The organism is Paraburkholderia sp. Ac-20342 (genome assembly GCF_017104985.1).
Taxonomy (GTDB): Bacteria; Pseudomonadota; Gammaproteobacteria; order Burkholderiales; family Burkholderiaceae; genus Paraburkholderia.
In genome coordinates, this window is sequence record NZ_JAAGPQ010000013.1 from 18,106 (window position 1) to 39,430 (window position 21,325).

21 protein-coding genes are annotated in these 21,325 nt (G+C 58.6%); 15 read left to right on the forward strand and 6 right to left on the reverse strand.

All coding sequences use genetic code 11. From position 1 onward, the window contains the following. Positions 1 to 17: 17 nt before the first annotated feature. Positions 18 to 1,040 (reverse strand): 2Fe-2S iron-sulfur cluster-binding protein, encoded by a 1,023-nt coding sequence (locus G3N58_RS07405; RefSeq protein ID WP_345891007.1) that lies wholly within the window; start codon positions 1,038 to 1,040, stop codon positions 18 to 20. A gap of 31 nt (positions 1,041 to 1,071) precedes the next feature. Continuing rightward, on the reverse strand, positions 1,072 to 1,878 hold the full coding sequence (locus tag G3N58_RS07410; protein WP_167039284.1) for an IclR family transcriptional regulator: 807 nt from the start codon (positions 1,876 to 1,878) through the stop codon (positions 1,072 to 1,074). 322 nt (positions 1,879 to 2,200) lie between these two features. Between G3N58_RS07410 and G3N58_RS07415 the strand changes: the two genes are divergently transcribed. From G3N58_RS07415 to G3N58_RS07435, 5 genes are all read left to right on the forward strand, one after another. Next, complete coding sequence (locus G3N58_RS07415; RefSeq protein WP_205998860.1) at positions 2,201 to 3,244, forward strand: ABC transporter substrate-binding protein; 1,044 nt, start codon at positions 2,201 to 2,203, stop codon at positions 3,242 to 3,244. 17 nt (positions 3,245 to 3,261) lie between these two features. After that, positions 3,262 to 4,065 carry an ABC transporter ATP-binding protein gene (locus G3N58_RS07420; protein ID WP_167039282.1) on the forward strand — a complete coding sequence of 268 codons (804 nt, stop codon included), beginning with the start codon at positions 3,262 to 3,264 and terminating at the stop codon, positions 4,063 to 4,065. 62 nt (positions 4,066 to 4,127) lie between these two features. Then, positions 4,128 to 4,856: an ABC transporter permease gene (locus G3N58_RS07425; protein ID WP_240162794.1), complete on the forward strand. Its 729-nt coding sequence runs from the start codon at positions 4,128 to 4,130 to the stop codon at positions 4,854 to 4,856. A gap of 5 nt (positions 4,857 to 4,861) precedes the next feature. After that, complete coding sequence (locus G3N58_RS07430) at positions 4,862 to 5,542, forward strand: class II aldolase/adducin family protein (protein ID WP_205998861.1); 681 nt, start codon at positions 4,862 to 4,864, stop codon at positions 5,540 to 5,542. A 19-nt stretch (positions 5,543 to 5,561) separates the two neighbouring features. Beyond that, positions 5,562 to 6,497 carry a GTP-binding protein gene (locus tag G3N58_RS07435; protein WP_167039278.1) on the forward strand — a complete coding sequence of 312 codons (936 nt, stop codon included), beginning with the start codon at positions 5,562 to 5,564 and terminating at the stop codon, positions 6,495 to 6,497. A gap of 79 nt (positions 6,498 to 6,576) precedes the next feature. Here the strand turns inward: G3N58_RS07435 and G3N58_RS07440 are convergent, their stop codons facing one another. Then, positions 6,577 to 6,903, reverse strand: a complete 327-nt coding sequence (locus G3N58_RS07440; protein WP_167039276.1) for a non-heme iron oxygenase ferredoxin subunit — start codon at positions 6,901 to 6,903, stop codon at positions 6,577 to 6,579. 152 nt (positions 6,904 to 7,055) lie between these two features. Here G3N58_RS07440 and G3N58_RS07445 point away from each other — a divergent pair, with 152 nt between their 5' ends. The 3 genes from G3N58_RS07445 (at position 7,056) to G3N58_RS07455 (ending at position 9,645) form a co-directional block, all read left to right on the forward strand. Then, positions 7,056 to 8,345, forward strand: coding sequence for an aromatic ring-hydroxylating dioxygenase subunit alpha (locus tag G3N58_RS07445; RefSeq protein ID WP_205998862.1), 1,290 nt, complete (start codon positions 7,056 to 7,058; stop codon positions 8,343 to 8,345). A 196-nt stretch (positions 8,346 to 8,541) separates the two neighbouring features. Then, the gene (locus tag G3N58_RS07450; RefSeq protein ID WP_167283610.1) at positions 8,542 to 9,111 is read left to right on the forward strand and encodes a chromate transporter; all 570 of its coding nucleotides are present in this window, start codon (positions 8,542 to 8,544) and stop codon (positions 9,109 to 9,111) included. Continuing rightward, complete coding sequence (locus G3N58_RS07455) at positions 9,112 to 9,645, forward strand: chromate transporter (RefSeq protein WP_167039270.1); 534 nt, start codon at positions 9,112 to 9,114, stop codon at positions 9,643 to 9,645. It begins immediately after the preceding gene. A 147-nt stretch (positions 9,646 to 9,792) separates the two neighbouring features. On the opposite strand, the gene G3N58_RS07460 is transcribed toward G3N58_RS07455, so the two are convergent. Together G3N58_RS07460 and G3N58_RS07465 are read right to left on the reverse strand one after the other, a co-directional pair. Beyond that, on the reverse strand, positions 9,793 to 10,860 hold the full coding sequence (locus G3N58_RS07460; protein WP_205998892.1) for a porin: 1,068 nt from the start codon (positions 10,858 to 10,860) through the stop codon (positions 9,793 to 9,795). 59 nt (positions 10,861 to 10,919) lie between these two features. Continuing rightward, positions 10,920 to 11,969: a HoxN/HupN/NixA family nickel/cobalt transporter gene (locus tag G3N58_RS07465; protein WP_167039268.1), complete on the reverse strand. Its 1,050-nt coding sequence runs from the start codon at positions 11,967 to 11,969 to the stop codon at positions 10,920 to 10,922. Positions 11,970 to 12,166: 197 nt separating this feature from the next. Between G3N58_RS07465 and nikR the strand changes: the two genes are divergently transcribed. Continuing rightward, on the forward strand, positions 12,167 to 12,601 hold the full coding sequence (gene nikR / locus G3N58_RS07470; RefSeq protein WP_167039266.1) for a nickel-responsive transcriptional regulator NikR: 435 nt from the start codon (positions 12,167 to 12,169) through the stop codon (positions 12,599 to 12,601). 21 nt (positions 12,602 to 12,622) lie between these two features. Here nikR and G3N58_RS07475 read toward each other — a convergent pair whose 3' ends face one another. Next, positions 12,623 to 14,434: an ethanolamine ammonia-lyase reactivating factor EutA gene (locus G3N58_RS07475; RefSeq protein WP_205998863.1), complete on the reverse strand. Its 1,812-nt coding sequence runs from the start codon at positions 14,432 to 14,434 to the stop codon at positions 12,623 to 12,625. Between the two features lie 312 nt (positions 14,435 to 14,746). Between G3N58_RS07475 and G3N58_RS07480 the strand changes: the two genes are divergently transcribed. The 6 genes from G3N58_RS07480 to G3N58_RS07505 all read left to right on the forward strand — a co-directional run bounded on the left by G3N58_RS07480 (position 14,747) and on the right by G3N58_RS07505 (position 21,232). Next, positions 14,747 to 16,483, forward strand: a complete 1,737-nt coding sequence (locus G3N58_RS07480; RefSeq protein ID WP_345889881.1) for an iron ABC transporter permease — start codon at positions 14,747 to 14,749, stop codon at positions 16,481 to 16,483. Positions 16,484 to 16,514: 31 nt separating this feature from the next. Then, on the forward strand, positions 16,515 to 17,615 hold the full coding sequence (locus G3N58_RS07485) for an ABC transporter ATP-binding protein (protein WP_205998864.1): 1,101 nt from the start codon (positions 16,515 to 16,517) through the stop codon (positions 17,613 to 17,615). A 26-nt stretch (positions 17,616 to 17,641) separates the two neighbouring features. Continuing rightward, complete coding sequence (locus G3N58_RS07490) at positions 17,642 to 18,262, forward strand: cupin domain-containing protein (RefSeq protein ID WP_167039260.1); 621 nt, start codon at positions 17,642 to 17,644, stop codon at positions 18,260 to 18,262. A 2-nt stretch (positions 18,263 to 18,264) separates the two neighbouring features. Further along, on the forward strand, positions 18,265 to 18,873 hold the full coding sequence (locus tag G3N58_RS07495; RefSeq protein WP_167039258.1) for a cupin domain-containing protein: 609 nt from the start codon (positions 18,265 to 18,267) through the stop codon (positions 18,871 to 18,873). A gap of 78 nt (positions 18,874 to 18,951) precedes the next feature. After that, positions 18,952 to 20,070, forward strand: a complete 1,119-nt coding sequence (locus G3N58_RS07500) for a cupin domain-containing protein (RefSeq protein WP_167039256.1) — start codon at positions 18,952 to 18,954, stop codon at positions 20,068 to 20,070. Between the two features lie 97 nt (positions 20,071 to 20,167). Beyond that, the gene (locus tag G3N58_RS07505) at positions 20,168 to 21,232 is read left to right on the forward strand and encodes an extracellular solute-binding protein (RefSeq protein WP_205192628.1); all 1,065 of its coding nucleotides are present in this window, start codon (positions 20,168 to 20,170) and stop codon (positions 21,230 to 21,232) included. Positions 21,233 to 21,325: the final 93 nt, after the last annotated feature.

Genomic DNA, 21,325 nt, shown 5'->3' on the forward strand with positions numbered 1-21,325 from the left:
TTATGGACTGAAGAAAATTAATAGAACTGATCGAAATGCACCTGCCCAAACGGCACCTTGCGTGCCAGCAGCATTTTCTGGATCGCCTGCCCCATCGCAGGCGGACCCGCAAAATAGATTTCCATCTCGCGCAGGCCGTCACCGAACATCGACTCGGCCAGCTCATGCACAAAGCCGGTATGGCCGTCCCACTGCTCGCCGCCCGCATCCGAAACGGCCGCGTCGAAATGAAGGTGCTTGCCGAAATTTTCGAGTACTTCGAGCATGTCGCGTCCGCACACGTCGCGTGGCGTACGGCCGCCGTACAGGAAGTGCAGTTTGACGCCCTGCATGTCCGGGTCTGCCGCAACGCCGCGCGCGATGGAAATCATCGGGGCAAGGCCCGAACCGCCCGCAAGACACAGAATGTCGCGCTTCACGTCCCGGCGCAGATAGGCCATGCCGTAGGGACCGTCGATCTCGATCTGTTCGCCCTTCGCCAGCATGTCGAACAGCGCGTTGCTGCCCTGGCCGTTCGGTACGCGGCGCACCTGAAAATCGAGCACCTTGGCATTCGGGCCTTGCACGATGTTGCTCATCGAATAGGCCCGCTGCCCGTTGACGCCGGGTAGCGTGAGCAATGCGTATTGCCCCGGCTCGAAGCGCATCTCGTCCGCAAGCTCGAAACGGAATTCGCCGATATCGTGCGTGACCGGACGGCACGACGTGAACGTGCCCGTGACGCGTTTCGGTTGATGAATAGGCGCGTAGTGCTGACTCGGGCGCATCTTGATCGTGCAATCGCCGCGCGGCATGCTCTGGCAGCCGAGATAACGACGGCGTTCGCGATCCTTCGCGGTCCACCCCGGTGCCTCGGGCCACCGGGCGTCGACGTCGCCTTCGATCAGTTCGAATTTGCAATTGCCGCACGCGCCTACGTTGCACTCGTACGGGAACGCGATGTCATTACGCAGGGCCGCTCGCAACAGCACGTCATCGCTACCGCATTCGAAAGACTGCTCCGTGCCCGCGAGTGTGATGCGATGTTTATGGTTATTCACAAGTGTCTCTTCCATGTCCTGATGGGCTATCTCAAGGGTGATAGCCGAGAGTTGCGGAAATGCCTTCGGCGGCGGCGATCAAATGCGGCACCGCCGCGCGCAGCGCCTTCTTCGTGAGACGTTGTACGGGGCCGCCGAAGCCGATCGCCGCAACGACATGGCCCGTCGTGTCACGCACGGGCGCGGCAATACCGCGCATGCCTACTTCAGACTCCTCATCATCGATCGCATAACCCTCTCGACGCACGTCCTCGAGCGTTTTCAGAAACACCTGCGTATCCGTGTTCGTCTTGGGCGTGCGCGCAACGAGTCCTTGCTTGAGCGCGCGCGAAACGACGTCCGGCGTGCTGGAGGCGAGCAGTACATGCCCTTCCGCGGTATAGCAGGCGGGTTTGCGCACGCCGATATACGAGCGCATGCGGATTGCCTGTTCGCTTTCGAGGTTGAACATGTAAACGACGCTCGTGTCGTCGAGAATCGCGAGTTGTACGGTTTCGTCCGTCTGTTTGCGCAACACGTGCAGGAACGGCAGCGCCTGTTTCGTTACGTCGAAGCGTCGGCGCACGAGCGCGCCGAGCGTGAACAACTGGACGCCGAGCCGATAACGGCCGTTATCCGGGTTCTGTTCCAGCAATCCCTCGGCAAGCAGCGCAGCGCACAGACGATGCACCGTGCTCTTTGCGACACCCATGCGCTTCGACAATGCGCTGATGCCCAGTTCAGGCTCCTCTTCCGAAAAGATCTTGAGTAGCCGCAATGCCGCCGTTACCGACGACAGCCTGCGCGGGCCATCCTGTTCCACCTCTGCTTCTTCTATTCCCGTTTCATTGTTCCGCATGATCTTCGCGTCCAATTTATCAATCCTCGTTCAATTTAGCGCCCCCTGGTCACGGAACGCAATCTTCTATTTATAGCCACGACCACGCATGTTCCGGTGCCCGCCTCTCTCGACACATGCGGACTAACCCCAAGTCTCTTTCGTTTACCTTGACTTTCTCATCTGTTCAAAGGGAAACTTCAATCGTTCCATTATAACATACATAGTTCCACATATAAGAACCATTTTTTGTGTTGCAGCGAAGGGAGCACCACTTGCGCCGGAGATCGAAACTGAGGTAGTCCACCCGAGCGCCGCAAAGATCAAATCAAGGAGACAGGCAGTGAAAGGCATCAGGATGATGGGCGCGGCGCTGGCCATGTGTTTCATGCTGGGCCCGGCCGCGGCAGTGGCTGCGGGCTTGCAGACCGTTCATGTGGGCATTGCGGATGCAAGCAGTGATGTCGTGTTCTTCATTGCCGACAAGAAAGGCTATTTCCGCGCCGAAGGCATCGACGCGAAATTCATTCCGTTCGATTCCGGCGCGAAAATGGTTGCGCCGCTCGGCTCCGGGCAACTGGAAGTCGCGGGCGGTTCGCCGTCCGCGGGGCTCTATAACGCCGTCATGCGCGGCATCGGCATCAAGGTCGTGGCAGACAAGGGATCGACGCCGTCGGGCTACGGTTATCAGCCGTTGCTCGTGCGCACGGATCTCGTTAAGAGCGGTCGTTACAAAACGCTTGCAGACCTGAAAGGCATGAAGATTGCCGGCAGTGCAACCGGCAGCGCTTCTACGTCCACGATGAACGAAGCGCTCAAGAAAGCCGGCCTCAAGCCGAGCGACGTCGAGCGCGTCTATCTGGGCTTTCCGCAGCACGTGATGGCGCTCGAAAACAAGGCCGTTGATGCATCGTTGACAACCGAGCCTTCCGCGACTCAAGCGGTTCGCAGCGGTGCCGCGATCCGCGTGATGGGCGACGACCAGATTTACCTGAATCATCAGCTCGCCGTCCTGCTCTATTCGGACACCTTCATCCATGCGCATCCGGACACGGCAAGAGCATTCATGCGCGCCTATCTGCGCGCCGCGCGCGATTACAACGATGCGCTCAAGGACGGCAGGATCGCCGGCCCGAACGCGGACGAGGTGATTTCGATTCTGACTCAGTACACGTCGATCAAGGATGCCTCGCTCTATCGCGAGATCGTTCCTCAAGGTACGAATCCCGACGGCAAGCTCAACATCGCGAGTCTCGAGAATGATCTGGCGTACTTCAAGAGTCACGGCGACGTGAAGGGCAATGTCACCGTTGCCCAGGTTGTCGATACGTCGTTTGCGGAAGCCGCAGACACAGCGCTGGGCCCGTACCGGCCGCGCGCGAAATAACGGGAGCTTCACGCACGATGCAAGACACCTCCGTGAAAATCCGGCTCAGGAATCTCACGAAATCGTTCGAGACGGCAGGCGGCAAGGTCACGGCGCTCGACAATGTTTCGCTCGATATCCCGACCGGCTGCTTTTTCATGATCGTCGGGCCATCCGGTTGCGGCAAGACGACGCTGCTGCGCATCCTCGCGAATCTCGAAGCGCCGACGAGCGGCACGGTCGAAATCACCTCGCCCGCGCAGAATCGGCCAGGGAATTCGATGGTCTTTCAGGGCGATTCGCTGTTTCCGTGGATGACGGTGTTCAACAATGCGGCTTATGGGCTGGCGCTTCGCGGTGTGCCGAAAGCGCAAATTCGCGAGACGGTCGGCTACTACCTCGATCGCACCGGCCTCACGCGTTTTGCGAAGGCCTACCCTCATCAACTCTCGGGCGGTATGCGACAGCGCGTTTCCATCGTCCGTGCATTCGCGAACGATCCGGACATCCTGTTGATGGATGAGCCATTCTCGGCGCTCGACGAACAGAACAAGCTGCTGCTGCAGGAAGAGTTGCTGCGCATCTGGGACGAAACGCGCAAGACGGTGTTGTTCATCACGCACAGCGTGGACGAAGCGGCGACCTTGGGCGATCGCATCATGATCATGACGGCGCAGCCCGGTTGCGTGAAACGCGTGATCGACGTTCCGTTCCAGCGCCCGCGCTCGGTGCTCGAACTGCGCGCACAGCCGGAATACGGCGAATTTGTCTATTCCATCTGGGGCCAATTGCGCGAGGAAGTCGAGCGCGTGCGTTCCCGCGACCTCGGTGAAAAAGTATGAGTACTTTATTGGGCACCACGCCGTCGAAGAGACGCAAGATAAGCAAAGGGCAACGCGATCGCATGATCAGCATTGCGTCGCCCGTTCTGTTACTGCTGCTATGGCAGGGTGCGGCGCAGACGGGTCTTATCGACGTGCGCTTTTTCCCCGCACCCACGCAGATCTTCAGTACCTTCGGCGCGCTCGTCAAGGACGGCTCGCTATGGGACAACACCTCGGCAACGCTGCTGCGCCTTCTGTGGGGCGGACTGATCGGCGGCATTCCCGCCTTGCTGCTAGGCGTTGCAACCGGTCTGTCGAAACCGTTGCACGCCGTATTCGAACCGCTGATTGCGGCAACCTATCCGGTTCCGAAGAGTGCGATCTTTCCGCTGCTGATGCTGATTTGCGGCCTTGGCGAAGCGTCGAAAATCGCGATGGTCGCGATCGGCGTGTTTTATCCGATGCTCATCAATACGACGACGGGCGTGCTCGAAATCAACAGGATCTATCTGGACGTGGGCCGCAATTTTCGCGCGAATCCATGGCAGGTATTTCGCACTATCGCATTGCCCGGCGCCGTGCCGCACATCATGAGCGGCATCAAGCTTGGTTTTGGTCTGGGCCTGATGCTGATTGCCATTGCCGAAATGATCGGCTCGAAGAGCGGTCTTGGCTACATGATCTGGAATGCATGGGAATTGCTTTCGGTCGAGCAGATGTATGTCGGCCTGATTGTCATTGCGATCCTTGGCTATGGCATTTCCCTGCTGCTGAACGAAATTGAACGCAAGCTGATTCCCTGGAAGTGAACGCGATGAGTCAATACACGCAACAGAAGCACATGCTCGTTGACGCGATCCTGATGCTCGAACGCGCCGAAGTGATCGACTTCAACGGTCACTTCAGCTGGCGCGTGCCAGGCCAGGATCGCATGTTGATCAATTCGGGCGCATCGGTGCGTAGCGCACTGACTGTGGACGATATCGTCACGATCGATTTCGACGGCAACCTGATTGAAGGCGATGCCGTCCCGCCGATGGAGTTTCACATTCACTCGGAAATCTATCGCAAACGCCCCGACGTCCATTCGGTCGTGCATACGCACCCGACCTGGTCCACCCTCTTCAGCATGACCGGCCATGTCGTTCAACCGGTCATCATGCAGGCGTCGGTGCTCGGCGAAATTCAGCAGTTCCCGAAGACGGCTTCGATCAACAAAAAGCCGCTCGGTGAAGAACTCGCGGAATGCCTCGGCGCACATCGCGTCGCCATGCTCAAATCGCACGGCGCGGTCATTGCGGCCGAAGGCATTCTGGAAACGTTCGTGCTCGCGTTCTATCTCGAAGAGAACGCGCATCGTCAGTATCTTGCGCAGCAAATCGGCGAACCGATGGTTCTTTCTCCCGAGCAGGTCGAAACGATCAGCCGCAATCTGTGGAAACCGAACCTGCTGCAAAAAGTGTGGGACTACCACGCCGGCAAGCTCCGCGCGTAACGGAATCCGGCCGTCGAACATGCATCACGAACGCATACCCATCTATGTCATGACCGGCTTTCTCGGCAGCGGCAAGTCGACGCTGCTCGCCCGCTGGATGAAGGAAACGCCGTTTTCGAACGCGGCACTTATCGTCAACGAGATTGGTGAAATCGGCCTCGATCATGCGACGCTGGGATTTGCAGGCGATACCTCGACGCTGCTCGCGGACGCGTGCGTATGTTGCAACGGGCTGCCGGCGCTGAACGAAGCGCTTGAAACGCTATTCTGGGCACGCCTGCATCGCAGCATCCCCCGCTTCGGCATGGTCGTGATCGAAACGACCGGGCTTGCCGATCCGGGTCCGCTGATTGCAGCTCTGAGTCTGAATTCGCTCGTGAAAGAGCGCTACCGCATCGCCGGTACGTTCACGACGATTGCGGCGCATCACGCGGCCAATACGCTCGCACGCTTCGACGAGGCGCGTGCGCAGCTGCAAGGCGCCGACACGGTGATCCTCACTCACACGGATATTGCCGAGCCGCCGGAAATCGACGCTGCGGAATCGCTCATAGGCAACTATTACGCGGGTTCGCACATTCTTCGTTCCGCTAACGGCAATCTCCGGCTACATGAGGCGCTTACGCCGCCTTCGCGGCCTGTGAAGCGCGCCGAACGCATCACCGTTCCGGGTGTGCCTCTTTCGCGCTTGACCCGTACGCACGGGGCGATTACGCGGTTCGTTGCAATGGACGACGTGCCGGATAGCGGCGCGCTGTGTGCACGCCTGCGCGAACTCACCTCGCAGTACGACAAATCGCTTTTGCGCCTGAAGGGCTGTGTGCGCCTGAAAAATGGCCGTTCACCCGTCATCGTGCAATTCGTGCTGGGCGACCGGTTCGCGCAGATTACCGAGGCGACATCAAATATGGCAGGCGTGAAAAGCGGCCTGACCTTGATCGTGAAGAGAAATTAGGAGCTGTGTACTCACGAACGCTCGAACGCAGCATGAAGGTATGCGCCAGGTATTTTTAAACACGCCTGGCGCATCGATTTCATTCGCCATCCGTTTCGATCACGACCACGCCGTCTTCAACGCGCGTCTTGTACGTCTTGAGCGGAATCATGCAGGGCGGCGCGACCACCTCGCCGGTCTTGATATTGAACGAGCCGTTGTGGAAATCGCATTCCACCGTATCGCCATCGATATAGCCCTCCGACAACGAGCCCGGACCATGCGTACAGGTGTCATCCGTGACGAAATATTCGCCCTGGATATTGAATACGGCGAGCGTCAGGCCGTTCTTCTCGACCTTGATCGCTTTACCCTCGGCAACGTCTCCAGCGTGGCAGAGGTGAGCAAATGCGCAAGCGTGACTCATAGGGAATCTCCATCGTTGACATGTTGTGGGTCCGATGATAACTTTGTTCTCAAGTTTTGAACAGCGTTCCTTATAAAGGAACAACAAAACAAGTAGCTTGCTAACCGTACCAAACTGCGTCGCGCAACAACAGCAACCCTGAGGCTCCTACCATGTTGAGAAAAGAACAAAACGATCTCGTCACACAAACCGGCCCCGGCACGCCGATGGGCGAACTGTTCCGCCGTTACTGGCTGCCGGCGCTTCTGTCGGAAGAACTCGAGCAACCTGGCGGCGAACCGGTTCGCCTGCAATTGCTTTCGGAACGGATGCTTGCGTTCCGCGATTCGGCAGGCAAGCTGGGCCTGATCGATGAATTCTGCGCACACCGTGGCGTGTCGCTGTGGTTCGGCCGCAACGAGGAAGGCGGCATTCGCTGCCCGTATCACGGCTGGAAATACGACGTGACCGGTCAGTGCGTCGAGGTACCGTCCGAAGCGCAGGAAAGCGGCTACGCGCAGAGAATCAAACTGAAGTCGTATCCGCTCGTCGAACAGGGCGGCGTCATCTGGGTCTACATGGGACCGGCCGATCAGCAGCCGCCCCTGCCCGCATGGGAATTCTCGACCGTGCCGGCACGCCAGTCGTTCATGAGCAAGCGGATTCAGGAATGCAACTGGTTGCAGGCGCTCGAAGGCGGCATCGATTCGAGCCACGTGTCGTTCCTGCATAGCGGCAGCCTCAACTCCGACCCGCTGTTCAAGGGCTCGAAGGGCAACCAGTACAACCTGAACGACCTGGCTCCGGTGTTCGAGGTGGTCGAGGCGTCGGGCGGTCTCTCAATCGGCGTGCGTCGCAATGCCGAGGACGATCAGTATTACTGGCGTATCACGCCGTGGGTCATGCCTTGCTTCACGATGGTTCCGCCGCGCGGCGATCACCCGATGCACGGCCACTTCTGGGTGCCGATCGACGATCACCACTGCTGGGCATGGAGCTTCGATTACCATCCGACGCGCGCGCTAACGGAAGGCGAAGTGCGGGCGATGAAGGAAGGCAAGGGCATCCACGTGCGCTATGTGCCAGGCAGCAACTACGTTCCCGAGCAGAACAAGACGAACAACTACCTGATGGACCGTGCGGCGCAAAGGGCAGGCACCGCGTACAGCGGCGTCGAAGGCATCGCCATGCAGGATGCCTCGCTGCAGGAAAGCATGGGGCCGATTCAGGATCGCACGAGAGAAAACCTCGTTGGCACCGACAACGGCATCATCATGATGCGCAGCCGGATCATGAAGTCCGCGCGCGCACTCGCCGAGAATGGCACGCTGCCGCCGGGCCGCGATCCGGAGTCGCAGAAGGTTCGCTCGGTCGCGATTCTGCTGAAGCGCGAAACGCCGTTCAGCGAAGGCGCACGCGAAGCGATGGTCGCGGAAGAAGGCAAGAAGCAGCAATCGATCTGAGCCCCTATAGCTCCGCCGCTCAAAGCGCTGTGCTCCGATGGACACAGCGCTTTTTTATTTCCCGTAACACGACGGGCGCCGAGGTCGCGTAAAACCTGGTTGCCCGGCAAATCGTCAGCGTGCTAAAAATAGCAATTAAATAGGAACGAAGTTCCCTTATACGGAACATACATCAACCCTCTGTCCACTTCATGCCATGTCTACCCTTGAAGAATCCGCTGCCGCGCCCGCGGCTCAAAACGTCGCGTTATGGGACATATTCACCGCCTTCGTGCGCATCAGCGTGATGTCGTTCGGCGGCAGCACTGCCGCATGGGCCTATCGAGCCGTCGTGGAGGAGCGCAAATGGATGGATAACGATGCCTTCGTCGCGGGCATGACCCTCTCGCAAGTCATGCCCGGCGCAAACCCGGTCAATGTCTCGCTTTATGTCGGCCAGCGTCTGCGTGGGCCGCTCGGTGCGCTCGTTGGCGCGATCGGCATGATCTTGCCTGCTCTTGTCGTCGTGCTCGTATTGGCGGTGCTCTATACGCGTCTCTCGGGCTATCCGCTCACCCACTTTCTGCTGCTCGGCATTGCCGCTGCCGGCGTTGGCGCGACGTTCTCGATGGGTGCCAAGGTTGCGGTGCGCGTCGAGCGCAAACTGCTCCGCTATGTGTTTGCCATGGTCGCCTTCGTCACCGTCGGCGTGCTGCATTGGCCTACCGTGCCTGTCGTGCTCGTACTCGTCCCGCTCAGTATCATTTGCGCTGCTATGGAAAACTAAATGGCTAACGTCCTGCTAAGAATCGTTCTTCTGTTCGCGCCGCTTTCCGCGTTGTCGTTCGGCGGCGGCCAAACCATCATTGCCGATGTCCAGCATCAAAGTGTGTCGGTCTACCACTGGCTGTCGGGTCAGGAATTCGCGGACCTCTTCGCTATCTCCCGCGTCTCTCCCGGGCCGACCACCCTGATTTCCGCGTTGATCGGCTGGCATCTGGAGGGCTTTACAGGCGCGATCGTGGCGACGCTCGCGATGTATATCCCGTCATCGGTGGTATTCGTGGTCGTCACGCTGTTCTGGCATAAGAGCGAAGGCACGCGTTGGCGTCGCGCCATCGAGCGCGGGCTGGCACCGGTGGCGGTCGGTCTGATTTTCGCCGGGGCCGTGGCCGTGATGGAATCCATGCACGCAACCACGCTCGCGTGGGCAACAACGGCTATTGCAGCCTGCGTCGTCTACTTCACCAAGCTCAATCCGTACATTCTGATGTCGGCCGTAGCGCTAATCTACGTAGCCGTGTTCTACGTGCCGCTCTAATAGAACCGAACAGACGGCGGATAAACTGAAACCCCGGGAGTCGGACATCGATCCGACTCCCGGGGTTTTTTCATTGAACCGACCGGGATTCCTGAACCGCCCAGCTTCCCGGGTTAAGCACCGGGAACGCGCACCAGGAACGCCGCTTCAGAAGCGATGGCGAATACCCGCCGCGAGCAATAACTGGCTGCTTCCGCCCGAAGGCATCATCGAGTTGATGACGGCCGGCGCGTCAGCCGAGGCACGCTGATAGATTGCTTCGACGTAGGTATCGGTACGCTTCGACAGGATGTAATCGGCCTGCAGCGCGCCCTGATTCCAATGTGCGCCCGTACCCTTCGTATACGTGTACATGCCGCTGAGCGACAACGCGGCGCTTGCTTGCCACGTTCCGTTGATCTCGTAGTTGCCGAAGGCGACGGATCGCGCGGCTTGCCCCGTTTCCGTGTCGGTTATGCCGCTATAAATCGAGCGCGTCCAGGATGCTGCCAGCGTGAACGGACCGACCGCCTGGCTGGCACCGATACCGAAAGTGTTTTGTGCCTGTACCGAAGCATCGAACGTACTGCGATTCGTGCCCGGCAACGTTACCGCATCGTAAGCGCCGCTTTCCGTGTTGCCCCGCCCGTTCGCATGCAGCCAGGCCGCACCGGCGTTGAAATCGCCGCTGCCATAATTCGCGCCGATGCTGTAGGCGCGATTGTCGGCAAAGCGCCCCGCCGCATTGGAGAACGCATACATCCCGCCGAAACTCAGTCCGCCAAACGATGAGCTGGCGTATTTGATCGAGTTGCGCGCGAGCCATGAATTATTCGCGTTGTCGTTGTCGAATGGATGCGCGAACGCCGTACCGCCATTGCCGCCCGTCAGCGTGAACGGGGCAAGGTAGTCGTGGATGGAATCGTATTGATGCCCGAGCGTCAGCGTGCCATATCCGTCGTTCTCGAGGCCCACGTAATACGGATGGTCGTTCTGATCGGCACCGGTCGTGACGCTGAAACCACGTTCGAGACGAAAGATGGCCCGATTACCGCCGCCCAGGTCTTCAGAACCCTGCAGGCCCCAAAAACTGCCGTCGATCAGACCCGATGCCAGCTTGAATTGATGCCCGCCATCGACATGGTTCAGCCAAACGGCGCTAGCATCGATTTCACCGTACAGCGTCACGCTGCTTTGAGCCAATGCGTTCGAGCCGGCCGCGGCAAGTGCCGCCATCAGGCCAAGGCGGGCGATGCTTTGGGGACGATATTTATTGTGTCGTTCTGCCATCGTGCTTACACCTCCACTTCGTCGAAACGCCGCCATTTGTAGACGAGGGTCGAGGCCAGCCAGATAAACGCGCACAATCCGATGATCGCGTAGCCGACCATCCCGAAGTTGTCGCCGATCGCGCCGATTTCATCCCAGAACGCGCCGCTCAGATGCAGCTTGTCGGCGATCAGCCCGAGTGCTTCTACTCCGCCAACGCCGATTGCGACAACCGCCGATACCAACGTAATCGTCATGTTGTAGTAGAGCTTGCGGATCGGCTTCATGAACGCCCAGCCGTACGCGCCCAGCATCAGGATGCTGTCCGTCGCATCGATAAGCGACATGCCTGCCGTGAACAGCGCCGGGAACACCATGATCGACCAGATAGGCACGCCATGTGATGCCTGGGTTGCCGAAACACTGAGCAAGCCGATTTCGGATGCCGTATCGAAGCCGAGCCCGAAGAGCACGCCGAGCGGGTACATATGCCAGCCGCGCGTAATCAGCCGGAACATCGGTTTGAAAATGCGCGCGAGCAGGCCGCGATTGGCGAGCAGCAGATTGAGATCTTCTTCATCGTAACGCTCGCCCCGGCGCACGCGCATAAAGGTAGCGACCACGGATTTCAGCACGATGAGATTGATCGCGGCGATCACGAACAGGAAGACGGCCGACACCAGCGTGCCGATCACGCCGCCAATTTCATGAAATGCCTCGAAGCGGTGTTGCAGCGTCATGGCCGTCGCCGCAATCGCTGCGGTTGCGGCGATCACGATAGTCGAATGACCCAGCGAGAACATGAAACCCACCGTCACCGGCCGCTGCCCTTCCTGCATGAGCTTGCGCGTCGAATTGTCGATAGCGGCGATATGGTCGGCGTCGACCGCGTGACGCAGCCCGAAGCTGTAGGCGAGAAAGGCCGTGCCGAGCAGCACCGGCTGGCCGTGAAACGCAATGAATGCCCACGCCCATGCGCCGAGATTGAATACCGCGAGAAGCGCATACATCGCGGCAATACGGCCTCGAATATTCGGGCCGGCATCGTTGAACAGGAATTTCAGAAATCGAATCATTCACGTCTCCACCGAAAGATCGCCATGCGCGGATCGCACATCGCTCATACTTTTCTAAAGAATCCTCATACTCCCGATCACATCCAGTCGTTCCTTATAAAAGAACATCGAATCTTTATCTGGAACGCTTTGCGAGAATAATGCGGGCTATGCTATGGTGGTGTCAAGACGCAATTGGCGCGAAATGGATAGCCGACATGCAACGCATCACGATTACGATTGACGATTTCCTGCTCGCGATGCTCGACGACACGATGAAGCGGCACGCCTACAACAGCCGCTCGGAAGCGCTGCGCGACATCCTGCGTGCCCATCGTTCAAAGGAGTTGTTGGCTGACGCCCACGTGCAATGTATCGGCACGTTGACGATCGTGTTCGAGCATGGCGTACGCGAACTCGCGCAGCGCCTGTCGGATGCGTATCACGAACGGCACGCGCTGATCGTCAGCAGCAATCGCATCTATCTCGACCACGACAATTGCCTGGAAACGATCGTGCTACGCGGTGAAGTGGGTACGATTCAGCAATTCGCATGGTCGCTTGCGTCGCAGCGTGGCGTGCGCAACAGCAACCTGCATCTGATGCCGCTGATGGGAGAGAGTGCGCCGTCACACGAGCATCTGCACGTGTGACGGCGTGGGTTGCTTTAGCCGTTAGTCGTGCTTGTGCGGGTGGCCGTGCGAGTGGTCATGCGCGTGATCCCCATGGTGGTGATGCCCGTGATCAGCGCCGTGGCTATGATCATGATCGTGATGATGGTGATGACCGTGTGCGTGTGCATGATCGTGATGTTGATGCTTGCCGGCGGTTACAGGGTGGTGGTGACGATGTACGGTGCCATCCTCGTGCGCATGCCATTCGGACGCATCGGATTTACCGTGCAGGCTCGGGTCTTCGCTGAACACCAGCGATTTGACCGTGACGGGAACGGTGCGTGACGGCATGCGGATGCGGCCCAGATCGACGTAATCGAGCCCTCGCAGCGAAACGCCATCGATCACGAACAGGTCGTTTCCGTCCAGTGCTTCGCGCAGCAAGTTGCCGAGCGAATTGGCAATGTCGCCATCGGCGATAACGTAGAGCGGCTTGCCGGCAGCGATGGTCGACGGATTTGCGTCGATCAGCCCGCGCGCGAGTGCCGACAGCCGCGAATATTCCGGCGGCCCCGCCCAGCGCACCACGATTGCCACGTCGCGTTCCCCCTCTTTCAGGTCGTAGCGCTGGAAGCTCTTGCGCAGCGACTCGACGATCGCCGCCGGGTCGATCACTTCGGGCATGCGCTCTTCGATCGGCACGACCGGCATATTCTTGCGCGGCAGCAGATTGCGCGGATTCGAAATGAAAGTCGTGTTGCCGCTCAGCTGGATGCTGTATTCGGACGCGCCGAGAACCGTCGCGCGAATGCACTCGATGGCCGGCAGCAGCGTCCACGGCACTTCATTGGCAAGCAGGCGCCGACGCACGGCGGAACCGAAAAGTTTCCCGAGATCGAGGAAGTCCCGTGTTTCGCGCTCGTAGACATATTCGCCGACACCACCCGAGAAGATCAGACCATCCAGCTTGTCCAAATCGGCAATCGGATCGGTCAGGAACAGTGAATTCAGATCTTCCGCGGTGAAGCGCTCGCTCAGCACACGCATAAGCGTCTGCGCCATCCAGTCGGCAACCTGCGCAAGTTGCTCGCGCGTCGTCTGCGTGCCGATTTCCCAGGCAAATCCGGCCGCCCGCGCATGTTCCTTGCCTGCCGGATCGAGACGCGTGATGCGCCCTTGCTGGTCCGTCACGATCAATCGTCCGCCGAGATGAACCGCGGCCGTGCCGATCACGTTGCCGGAATCGACCAGACCCAGCTTGGTCGTGCCGCCGCCGATGTCGACATTGAGCACGCGCTTTTTGTGCTCGTGAGAATACCTGGCCGCGCCCGAACCATACACGGCCAGCATGGCTTCCATGTGGTGCCCGGCAGCCGCGCAGACGAATTCGCCGCCCTGTTCCGCGAGCATATCCGCAATGCCTTCGCTGTTCTCGCGACGCAGCGCTTCACCGGTGAGGATCACGGCACCGGTATCGATATCGTCCGGACCGAGATTGGCTTCCTTGTAGGCCGCGGCCGCGATGCGTTCGAGCGCCTGCGTATCCATCTGCGTTTCGCTCAGATACGGCGTGAGCGAAATCGGGCTCTGATAAATCGGTTCGCGCCCCACGATGATGTAACGGCTCGAGAGTTCTTCAGCAATGCGCCGCATATGAATACGCGAGAACACGAGTTGCGTGCCCGACGAACCGATATCGATACCGACGCTATTGAGCACGACGTTATCAAGCAGCCACATGGCCTCCTGATTCGTTTCGGACTCGGCGAAATCGTGGTCGTGATCATGATCGGCATCGTCACCGTGCTCGTGGTTAGGGTCGTAACCGTACAGGTGATCGTCAAGCGAATGAACGTTTGCATCGTTCGGCATGGGGCGTCTCCGGTTTGTAGGGCATTTGTACAGCGATCATACCGTAGCTTATGGAACGGTAGTAGCTGAAAATGGAACGACTCTCCGCATAAAAGAATTGTTCCCCTTTAAATACCGGCATCGCTTATTGGCTGCGCGGCAAAAAACGCGGCGCAGCAATCAATAGAACCGCCCACACTAGGGCTAACCCGATCCCCTTACATCTTGACAAAAATCAAGCAGACGCGCCCAATACGGCAACTGCACCTTCATATAGAAACGGTGTTCTATATAAAGGAACAACGGAAATGAAGTTATCTAAGGAGACAGTTGGTGGAGCTTCAACTTGATGTCACCAATACGCCGCCCCGGTTCTGGAAGCGGTTCGACTCGAAATGGCTGGTGATCGGCAGCGCAATCTTCATCGTCGCGGTGCTGGCGTTGATTCCCCTTTGTTTCCTGTTATGGCAGAGCTTCATGACGCCGCAGGGAGCGGATACGTCATCGGTATTTACCCTCGACAATTACCGGATTGCATTCGGTAGCGCGGACTCCTGGTCGGCTTTCGCAAATTCGGTGGAATTCGCCATTGGTGCCGCACTCGTTTCGTTCGTTGTCGGCTCGGGTCTTGCCTGGATCAACGAGCGTACCAATACGCCCTTGCGGCGTTTTTTTTCGATCGTGACGATCGTTCCGCTCATCAATCCGGCGATTCTCTTCACGATTGCCTGGATTCTGCTTGCCAGCCCGAAGATCGGCGTGCTGAACGTTGCGCTGATGCACTGGCTCGGCCTTTCGCATCCACCGCTCAATATCTACAGTATGGGCGGGATGATCTGGATCGACGGCTTGCAATACTCGCCCATGGCGTTCCTGCTGATGTCGGCAGCGTTTCGCGGCATGGACCCGTCGCTGGAAGAATCCGCCATCATGAGCGGCGCAAGCCTGTTCAGGACGACGTTCAGCATCACGTTTCGCCTCGCAGTGCCGGCCATCGTTTCGACGGTGCTGATCCTGTTCGTGCGCGCGGTCGAATCGTTCGAAGTGCCTGCGCTGATCGGCCTGCCGGTAAAAATTCAGGTACTCACGTCGTCGATTTACGAAGCACTGCAGCAATATCCGACACCGACCGGGCTGGCCTCTTCCTATTCCACCATCCTGCTGCTCATCACGTCGGTCGGCATCTTCGTCCAGAGCCGCCTGTTGGCCAAGGGCGGCAAATTCACGACGGTCACCGGCAAAGCGTTCCGCGCACGCACCATCGACCTTGGCGCATGGCGCTATCTCACCGCGGCAATCTTCGTGCTGTATGCGCTTGTGATCGTGGTGCTGCCTCTGCTCGTTCTGCTATGGTCGTCGTTCCAGAAGTTCTATGCGCCGCCGTCGATGGAAGCGCTGCGCCACCTGACGCTCGACTCGTACCGCTACATATTCAGCTATCCGGAACTTAAGGAAGCCGTCGGCAACAGCCTGATTCTCGGGTTTTCCTGCGCAACGGGCGTGATGCTGCTTTCCGCAATCGTGTGCTGGATCGTGATCAAAACGAAGATTCGGGGCCGCTGGCTGCTCGATAACCTCGCATCGCTGCCGATGGTGTTTCCGGGCCTCGTATTGGGCCTGGCATTCATGATCTTCTTCCTGAACGTCAACGTCGGCATCTACGGCACGTTGTGGATTCTCCTGATCGCATACATCACGCGATTCATGCCGTACGGCATGCGTTATACGCAGACCTCGATGGTTCAGTTGTCGAAGGAACTGGAAGAATCGGCGGAGATGTGCGGTTCCGGCTGGGGCACGACGTTCTTTCGTATCGTTTTGCCGCTGCTCAAACCGGGTCTGATGGGCGGCTGGATTTATGTGTTCATCGTATCGATCCGCGAATTGTCCGCTTCGATCCTGCTGTACAGCCCCGGTAGCGAAACGATTTCCGTCGTGGTGTGGGAACTGTGGCAAAACGGGCAATACGTCGAACTGTCGGCGTTAAGCGTGATGTTCGCGATTGGCTTGCTCGCGCTGGTATCGCTCGCGCAGTGGGTGGGCAGCAAATTCGGCGTGAAATCGGTCTGAACCCGCCATAACAGAAACTATTGAGACGACAATGCTAAACATTCAGAATCTGAACATGGCGTATTTCGACAGTCACGGCGTGAAAGTCGCGGGCATTGAAAACGTGAGTTTCGAGGTGCCTGAAGGCAAGCTGTTCACGTTGCTCGGCCCGAGCGGCTGCGGTAAGTCCACGACCCTGCGCTCGATTGCGGGCCTCGAAAAACCCGATGGCGGAAAAATCACGGCGAGCGGCGTAACCGTCTTCGACGCGGATCGCAAGACCTTCGTGCCGCCCAATAAACGTCAGTTCGGCATGGTGTTTCAGTCGTACGCGATCTGGCCGCACATGACCGTTTTCAAGAATTGCAGCTTTCCGCTTGAAGTCGGCACGAAGAAATTCACGAAACAGCAGATTGCCGACAAGGTCATGCGCGCACTCACCGCGGTCGGCCTCGATCATGCTGCCGATCGCGATGCAACGAAGATGTCCGGCGGCCAGCAGCAACGTCTGGCCCTCGCCCGTGCAATCGTGATGGAGCCGAAACTGCTGCTGCTCGACGAGCCGCTGTCGAATCTCGACGCGAAGCTGCGCGACAAGATGCGTTTCGAGCTGAAGCGTCTGCAGCGCGAGCTGAACGTCACGACGATCTACGTGACGCACGACCAGGAAGAAGCGCTCGCGATGTCGCACGAAATCGCGATCATGAAGGACGGCCACATCGTTCAGAAGGCGCGGCCTCGCGATATCTACGAACAGCCGGCCAACCGGTTCGTGGCGGATTTCATCGGCACGACGACCTTTGTCGATGGCACGGTCCGGGACACGGACGGTCAGAATCTGACCGTTCATTCGAGCATCGGCCCGATCACGGTGGCTCACGGCGACGGCATGAATGCCGGTGCAAAAGCCGTCGTGTCGTTGCGCCCGGAGAACCTGGAAATCTTCGATAACAAGCCGACGCTCGAACACGGCAACGTGTTCGAAGGCACCGTCTATTCCAAAGTATTCCTTGGCGAAACGCTTGATTTGCAGATCAAGGTCGGTGAACAGATTTTGCTCGCGCGTGCGCATCCGTCGCATCGCCAGCCGGTCGGCTCGAAGATCTGGGTCACCATTGATCCAGCCCGCTGTGTCGCGCTGAACCCGCAGTAAATTCGCTGTACCAACAAGGAGGCACTATGTCTGAAGCAAACATCGACACAAACACGATGTATGAGGAAGATCAGCGCGCTGAGGAATCGCATCACAGCACCGCTGGCAATGTGAAGAATCGCATTTTCGTGCGCGGTATCGAAGGGGCGTACAGCCTGAGCACGGAACTGGAGCGTCTGCGTTCGGTTCCGCGCGTGCGCAAAGGCAAGGAAGTCAAGTTCAGCAAGGGACCGCAAACCTTCAGCCGCCACTACGTGCAGCCGAAGAACGGAATCACGCAAACGTTCCACCTTCATATCGAGGAGTACTCGCCGGGCGGTCACTCGCAGAAGCACGGCCACGTGAACGAAGCGGCGTTCTACATTCTCGACGGCATCGGCTACGAAGTACACGACGGCATCCGCTACGACTGGGAAGCCGGCGACATCGCGATCGTCCACAACAACTGCGTGCACCAGCACTTCAACCGCAGCCTGGACAAGCCCGCGCGTGCGCTCGTCATCAAGACGAAGCCGATGTTCATGTTCATGAACATGCTGTTCCAGAAGACCGTCGAACCTCGCCCTGACGAGCCGTCGCCGACCGGCGTTGGTTTCGTCGCGCGCATGGAAGAAACTGATTTCAATCATCCGGAAGGAGGCTACTGATCATGGCATGGACCGAATCGGGAAACTGGCTGGCAGGCAAGGAAAATAGCGCGCTTTACAAGGGCCTTCTGGAAAACGCCGAACAGGCTCCGGAGCGCAACGCCAAGCGCGCAAAGATCGTGCGGCCGGAAAACATGCCGTGGGAAATGTCGCGTCAAGGCCTGCTCAAGCACCTGCTGAACGAAGGCATGAACACGCGCATGGAGACGGTCGACGCGTACATGCAGATCATTCCGCCGGGCAGCAAGTCGGGCAAACACCGTCACCTGGCCGAAGAGTGCCTGTACGTGCTCGAAGGTCGCGGCTATGACCTGCACCAGGACTACGATGTCGAAATCGTCGATCAGTACGCGTGGAAGCCGGTCGGCGAACTCAAGCGCTTCGAGTGGGAAGCCGGCGACGTGATCTATATTCCGCCCGGCACCGCGCATCAGCATTTCAACGCGGACCCGGAGCGCCCCGTACGCCTGATCTCCGCGATCAACCGCATTTTCTGGAAGTGCGGCCTCAACGATCTCCAACAGCTCGAAGACGCGCCGGAATACGACCCGAGCGTGACGCTCACGGCCGAGAAGATTCGCGAGTACCTGAAGAATACGGCGACCGTCTAAGGCGTACCCGGATCGGTTAGCTTGCAGGTCTGCGAGCTAACTTGTTGTATACGCAACCCGCATTGAATGGAGAAGTAAATGAGCAAGAACGCAGTCGTTTCCGAGGACATGGCGAAGAAATTCGCTTCCGAAAAGGAAACCGCGTATACGCGCTGGGTTGCCCAGCAAGGCCTGGACATTATCGACGGTCATTACATCCAGGACCTGCGTACGGTCGATCTGAAGGATTGGGCGCGTCGCGGCGGCAAGGGCGTCTACATCAACCACGAAGCGTCGCGCACGTCGAACGACTGCTACGTCTGCGAAATTCCGCCGGGCAAATCGCTTGCGCCGCAGCGTCAGTTGTTCGAAGAAATGATCTACGTTCTGAGTGGCCGGGGATCGACTACCGTTCGCAACGAAGCCGGCGCGGAAGTCACGTTCGAATGGCAAGCCGGGGCCCTCTTCGCGATCCCGCTGAACTGCTGGCACACGCACTACAATACGTCCGGCAAGGACGCCGCGCGTTTCGTCGCGGTCACGAACGGTCCGCCTACGATCAACGCGCTCGAAGACATCGATTTCATCTTCGGCACGGCGTACGATTTCAAGAACCGTTTCAATGGCGAGCCCGATTACTTCGCCAACGGCGGCGAACAGAAAGGCCTGCTGATGGACACGAATTTCGTCGCCGATGCGGTGAACCTGCCGCTGATCAGCGCCGCCGAACGTGGTGCCGGCGGCGGTCACATCCGCTTCAGCATGGCACGCGGCTCGCAGAACAGCCACATTTCGCAATTCCCGACCTCGACGTACAAGAAAGCGCACTCGCATGGTCCCGGCGCGCACGTCATCATCATGAGCGGTTCGGGTTACTCGATGATGTGGCGCGAAGGCGAAGAGCCGAAGCGTTACGACTGGCAAACCGGTTCGCTCATCACGCCGTCCAACGGCGAGTTCCACCAGCACTTCAACACGAACCCGAATCCGTCGCGTTACCTCGCGCTCAAGCACGAAGTCGTATCGCAGCGCAATTCGCAAGGCGTGCCGAAGGCCTGGATTTCGCGTCGCATCGGCGGTTGCCAGATCGACTATGCGGACGAAAACCCGGTCATCCGTTCGACGTTCTCGTCGGAACTGGAAAAGATCGGCCTCTCGATGCAGATGGATGGCGCATACACGAAGGAACTGGAAACGCTGCCGCCGCTCGCGGTTTGAATTCCTGCCGCTGAACCGCTAATCCGGTACGGCTAAAGGTGTGGGGTACATCAGGCCGATGTGCCCCTGCCGAAAATAAACACATCGGAGACTCTCGATGAAGAGTAATTTCCGCCTCGCAGCCATTGCTGGGCTTCTGGGTGCCGCGCTGACGTTCATGGGTTCCAGTCCCGCTTTCGCAGCCGGTTATGTATCGAGCGAATCCGTCGCGCAATACAACGGCGCGGATCGCATGCAAAAGTTGATCGCCGGGGCGAAGGAAGAAGGCAAACTGACGGTATATGCGTCGCTGCCGCCTGACGATTTCAATCCGGTCGTGCAGGCCTTCGAAAAGAAATACGGCGTACACGTGACTGTCTGGCGTTCAAGCGCTTCGGGCATTCTGCAACGCGCCATTTCGGAAGGCCGTGCCGGCCGCTACGAAGCGGACGTGTTCGAAACCAACGGCCCGCAGCTCGAAGCGATGTACCGCGAAAAACTGTTGCAGCCAATCAACTCGCCGGTTCTGAAATCGCTGATTCCCGAAGCGATTCAGGACAACAACGCCTGGACGGCGACGCGCCTGAACGTGTTCACCGTCGCGTACAACACGAACCTGATCAAGAAGGCAGACCTGCCGAAGACGTACAAGGATCTGCTCGACCCGAAATGGAAAGGCAAGCTCGGCGTGGAAGGCCAGGATTCGATCCCGTGGTTCGCAGGCACGGTGCAGGAACTCGGTGGTCAGCCGGGTATCGACCTGTTCAAGCAGATCGTTGCCAAAAACGGCGTGTCCGTGCGTCGCGGCCATACGCTGCTGGCGAATCTGGTCGCCTCGGGTGACGTGCCGATGGCTTTCGGCATCTACAACTACAAGGTCCAGTCCATGAAGGAGGCCGGCGCTTCCATCGACTGGTTTTCGATTGGATCGGCCATCACCCAGCCGAACGGCGTCGGTGTCGCGCACATGCTGAGGCATCCGAACGCGGCCGTGCTGTTTTATGATTTCCTGCTGACCGAAGGCCAGGCCATGTATGCCGATCACGATATGGCTGTGACGAATACGACGGTCAAGCACAAGCTGCCGAGCGTGGCGATGCAGATCATCTCGAACAAGGACATCATCGACAACCAGGCGAAAAACCAGGCGCTGTTCAATACCGTATTCAACGGCATGAATTAAGTCCCGATCAGAAAGAGGTGCGTCTGGTCCACGCACTTCTTCTTTCAGGCAGACCCAAAGTATCATTATTATTATAAGGACTGCTTTCCACGC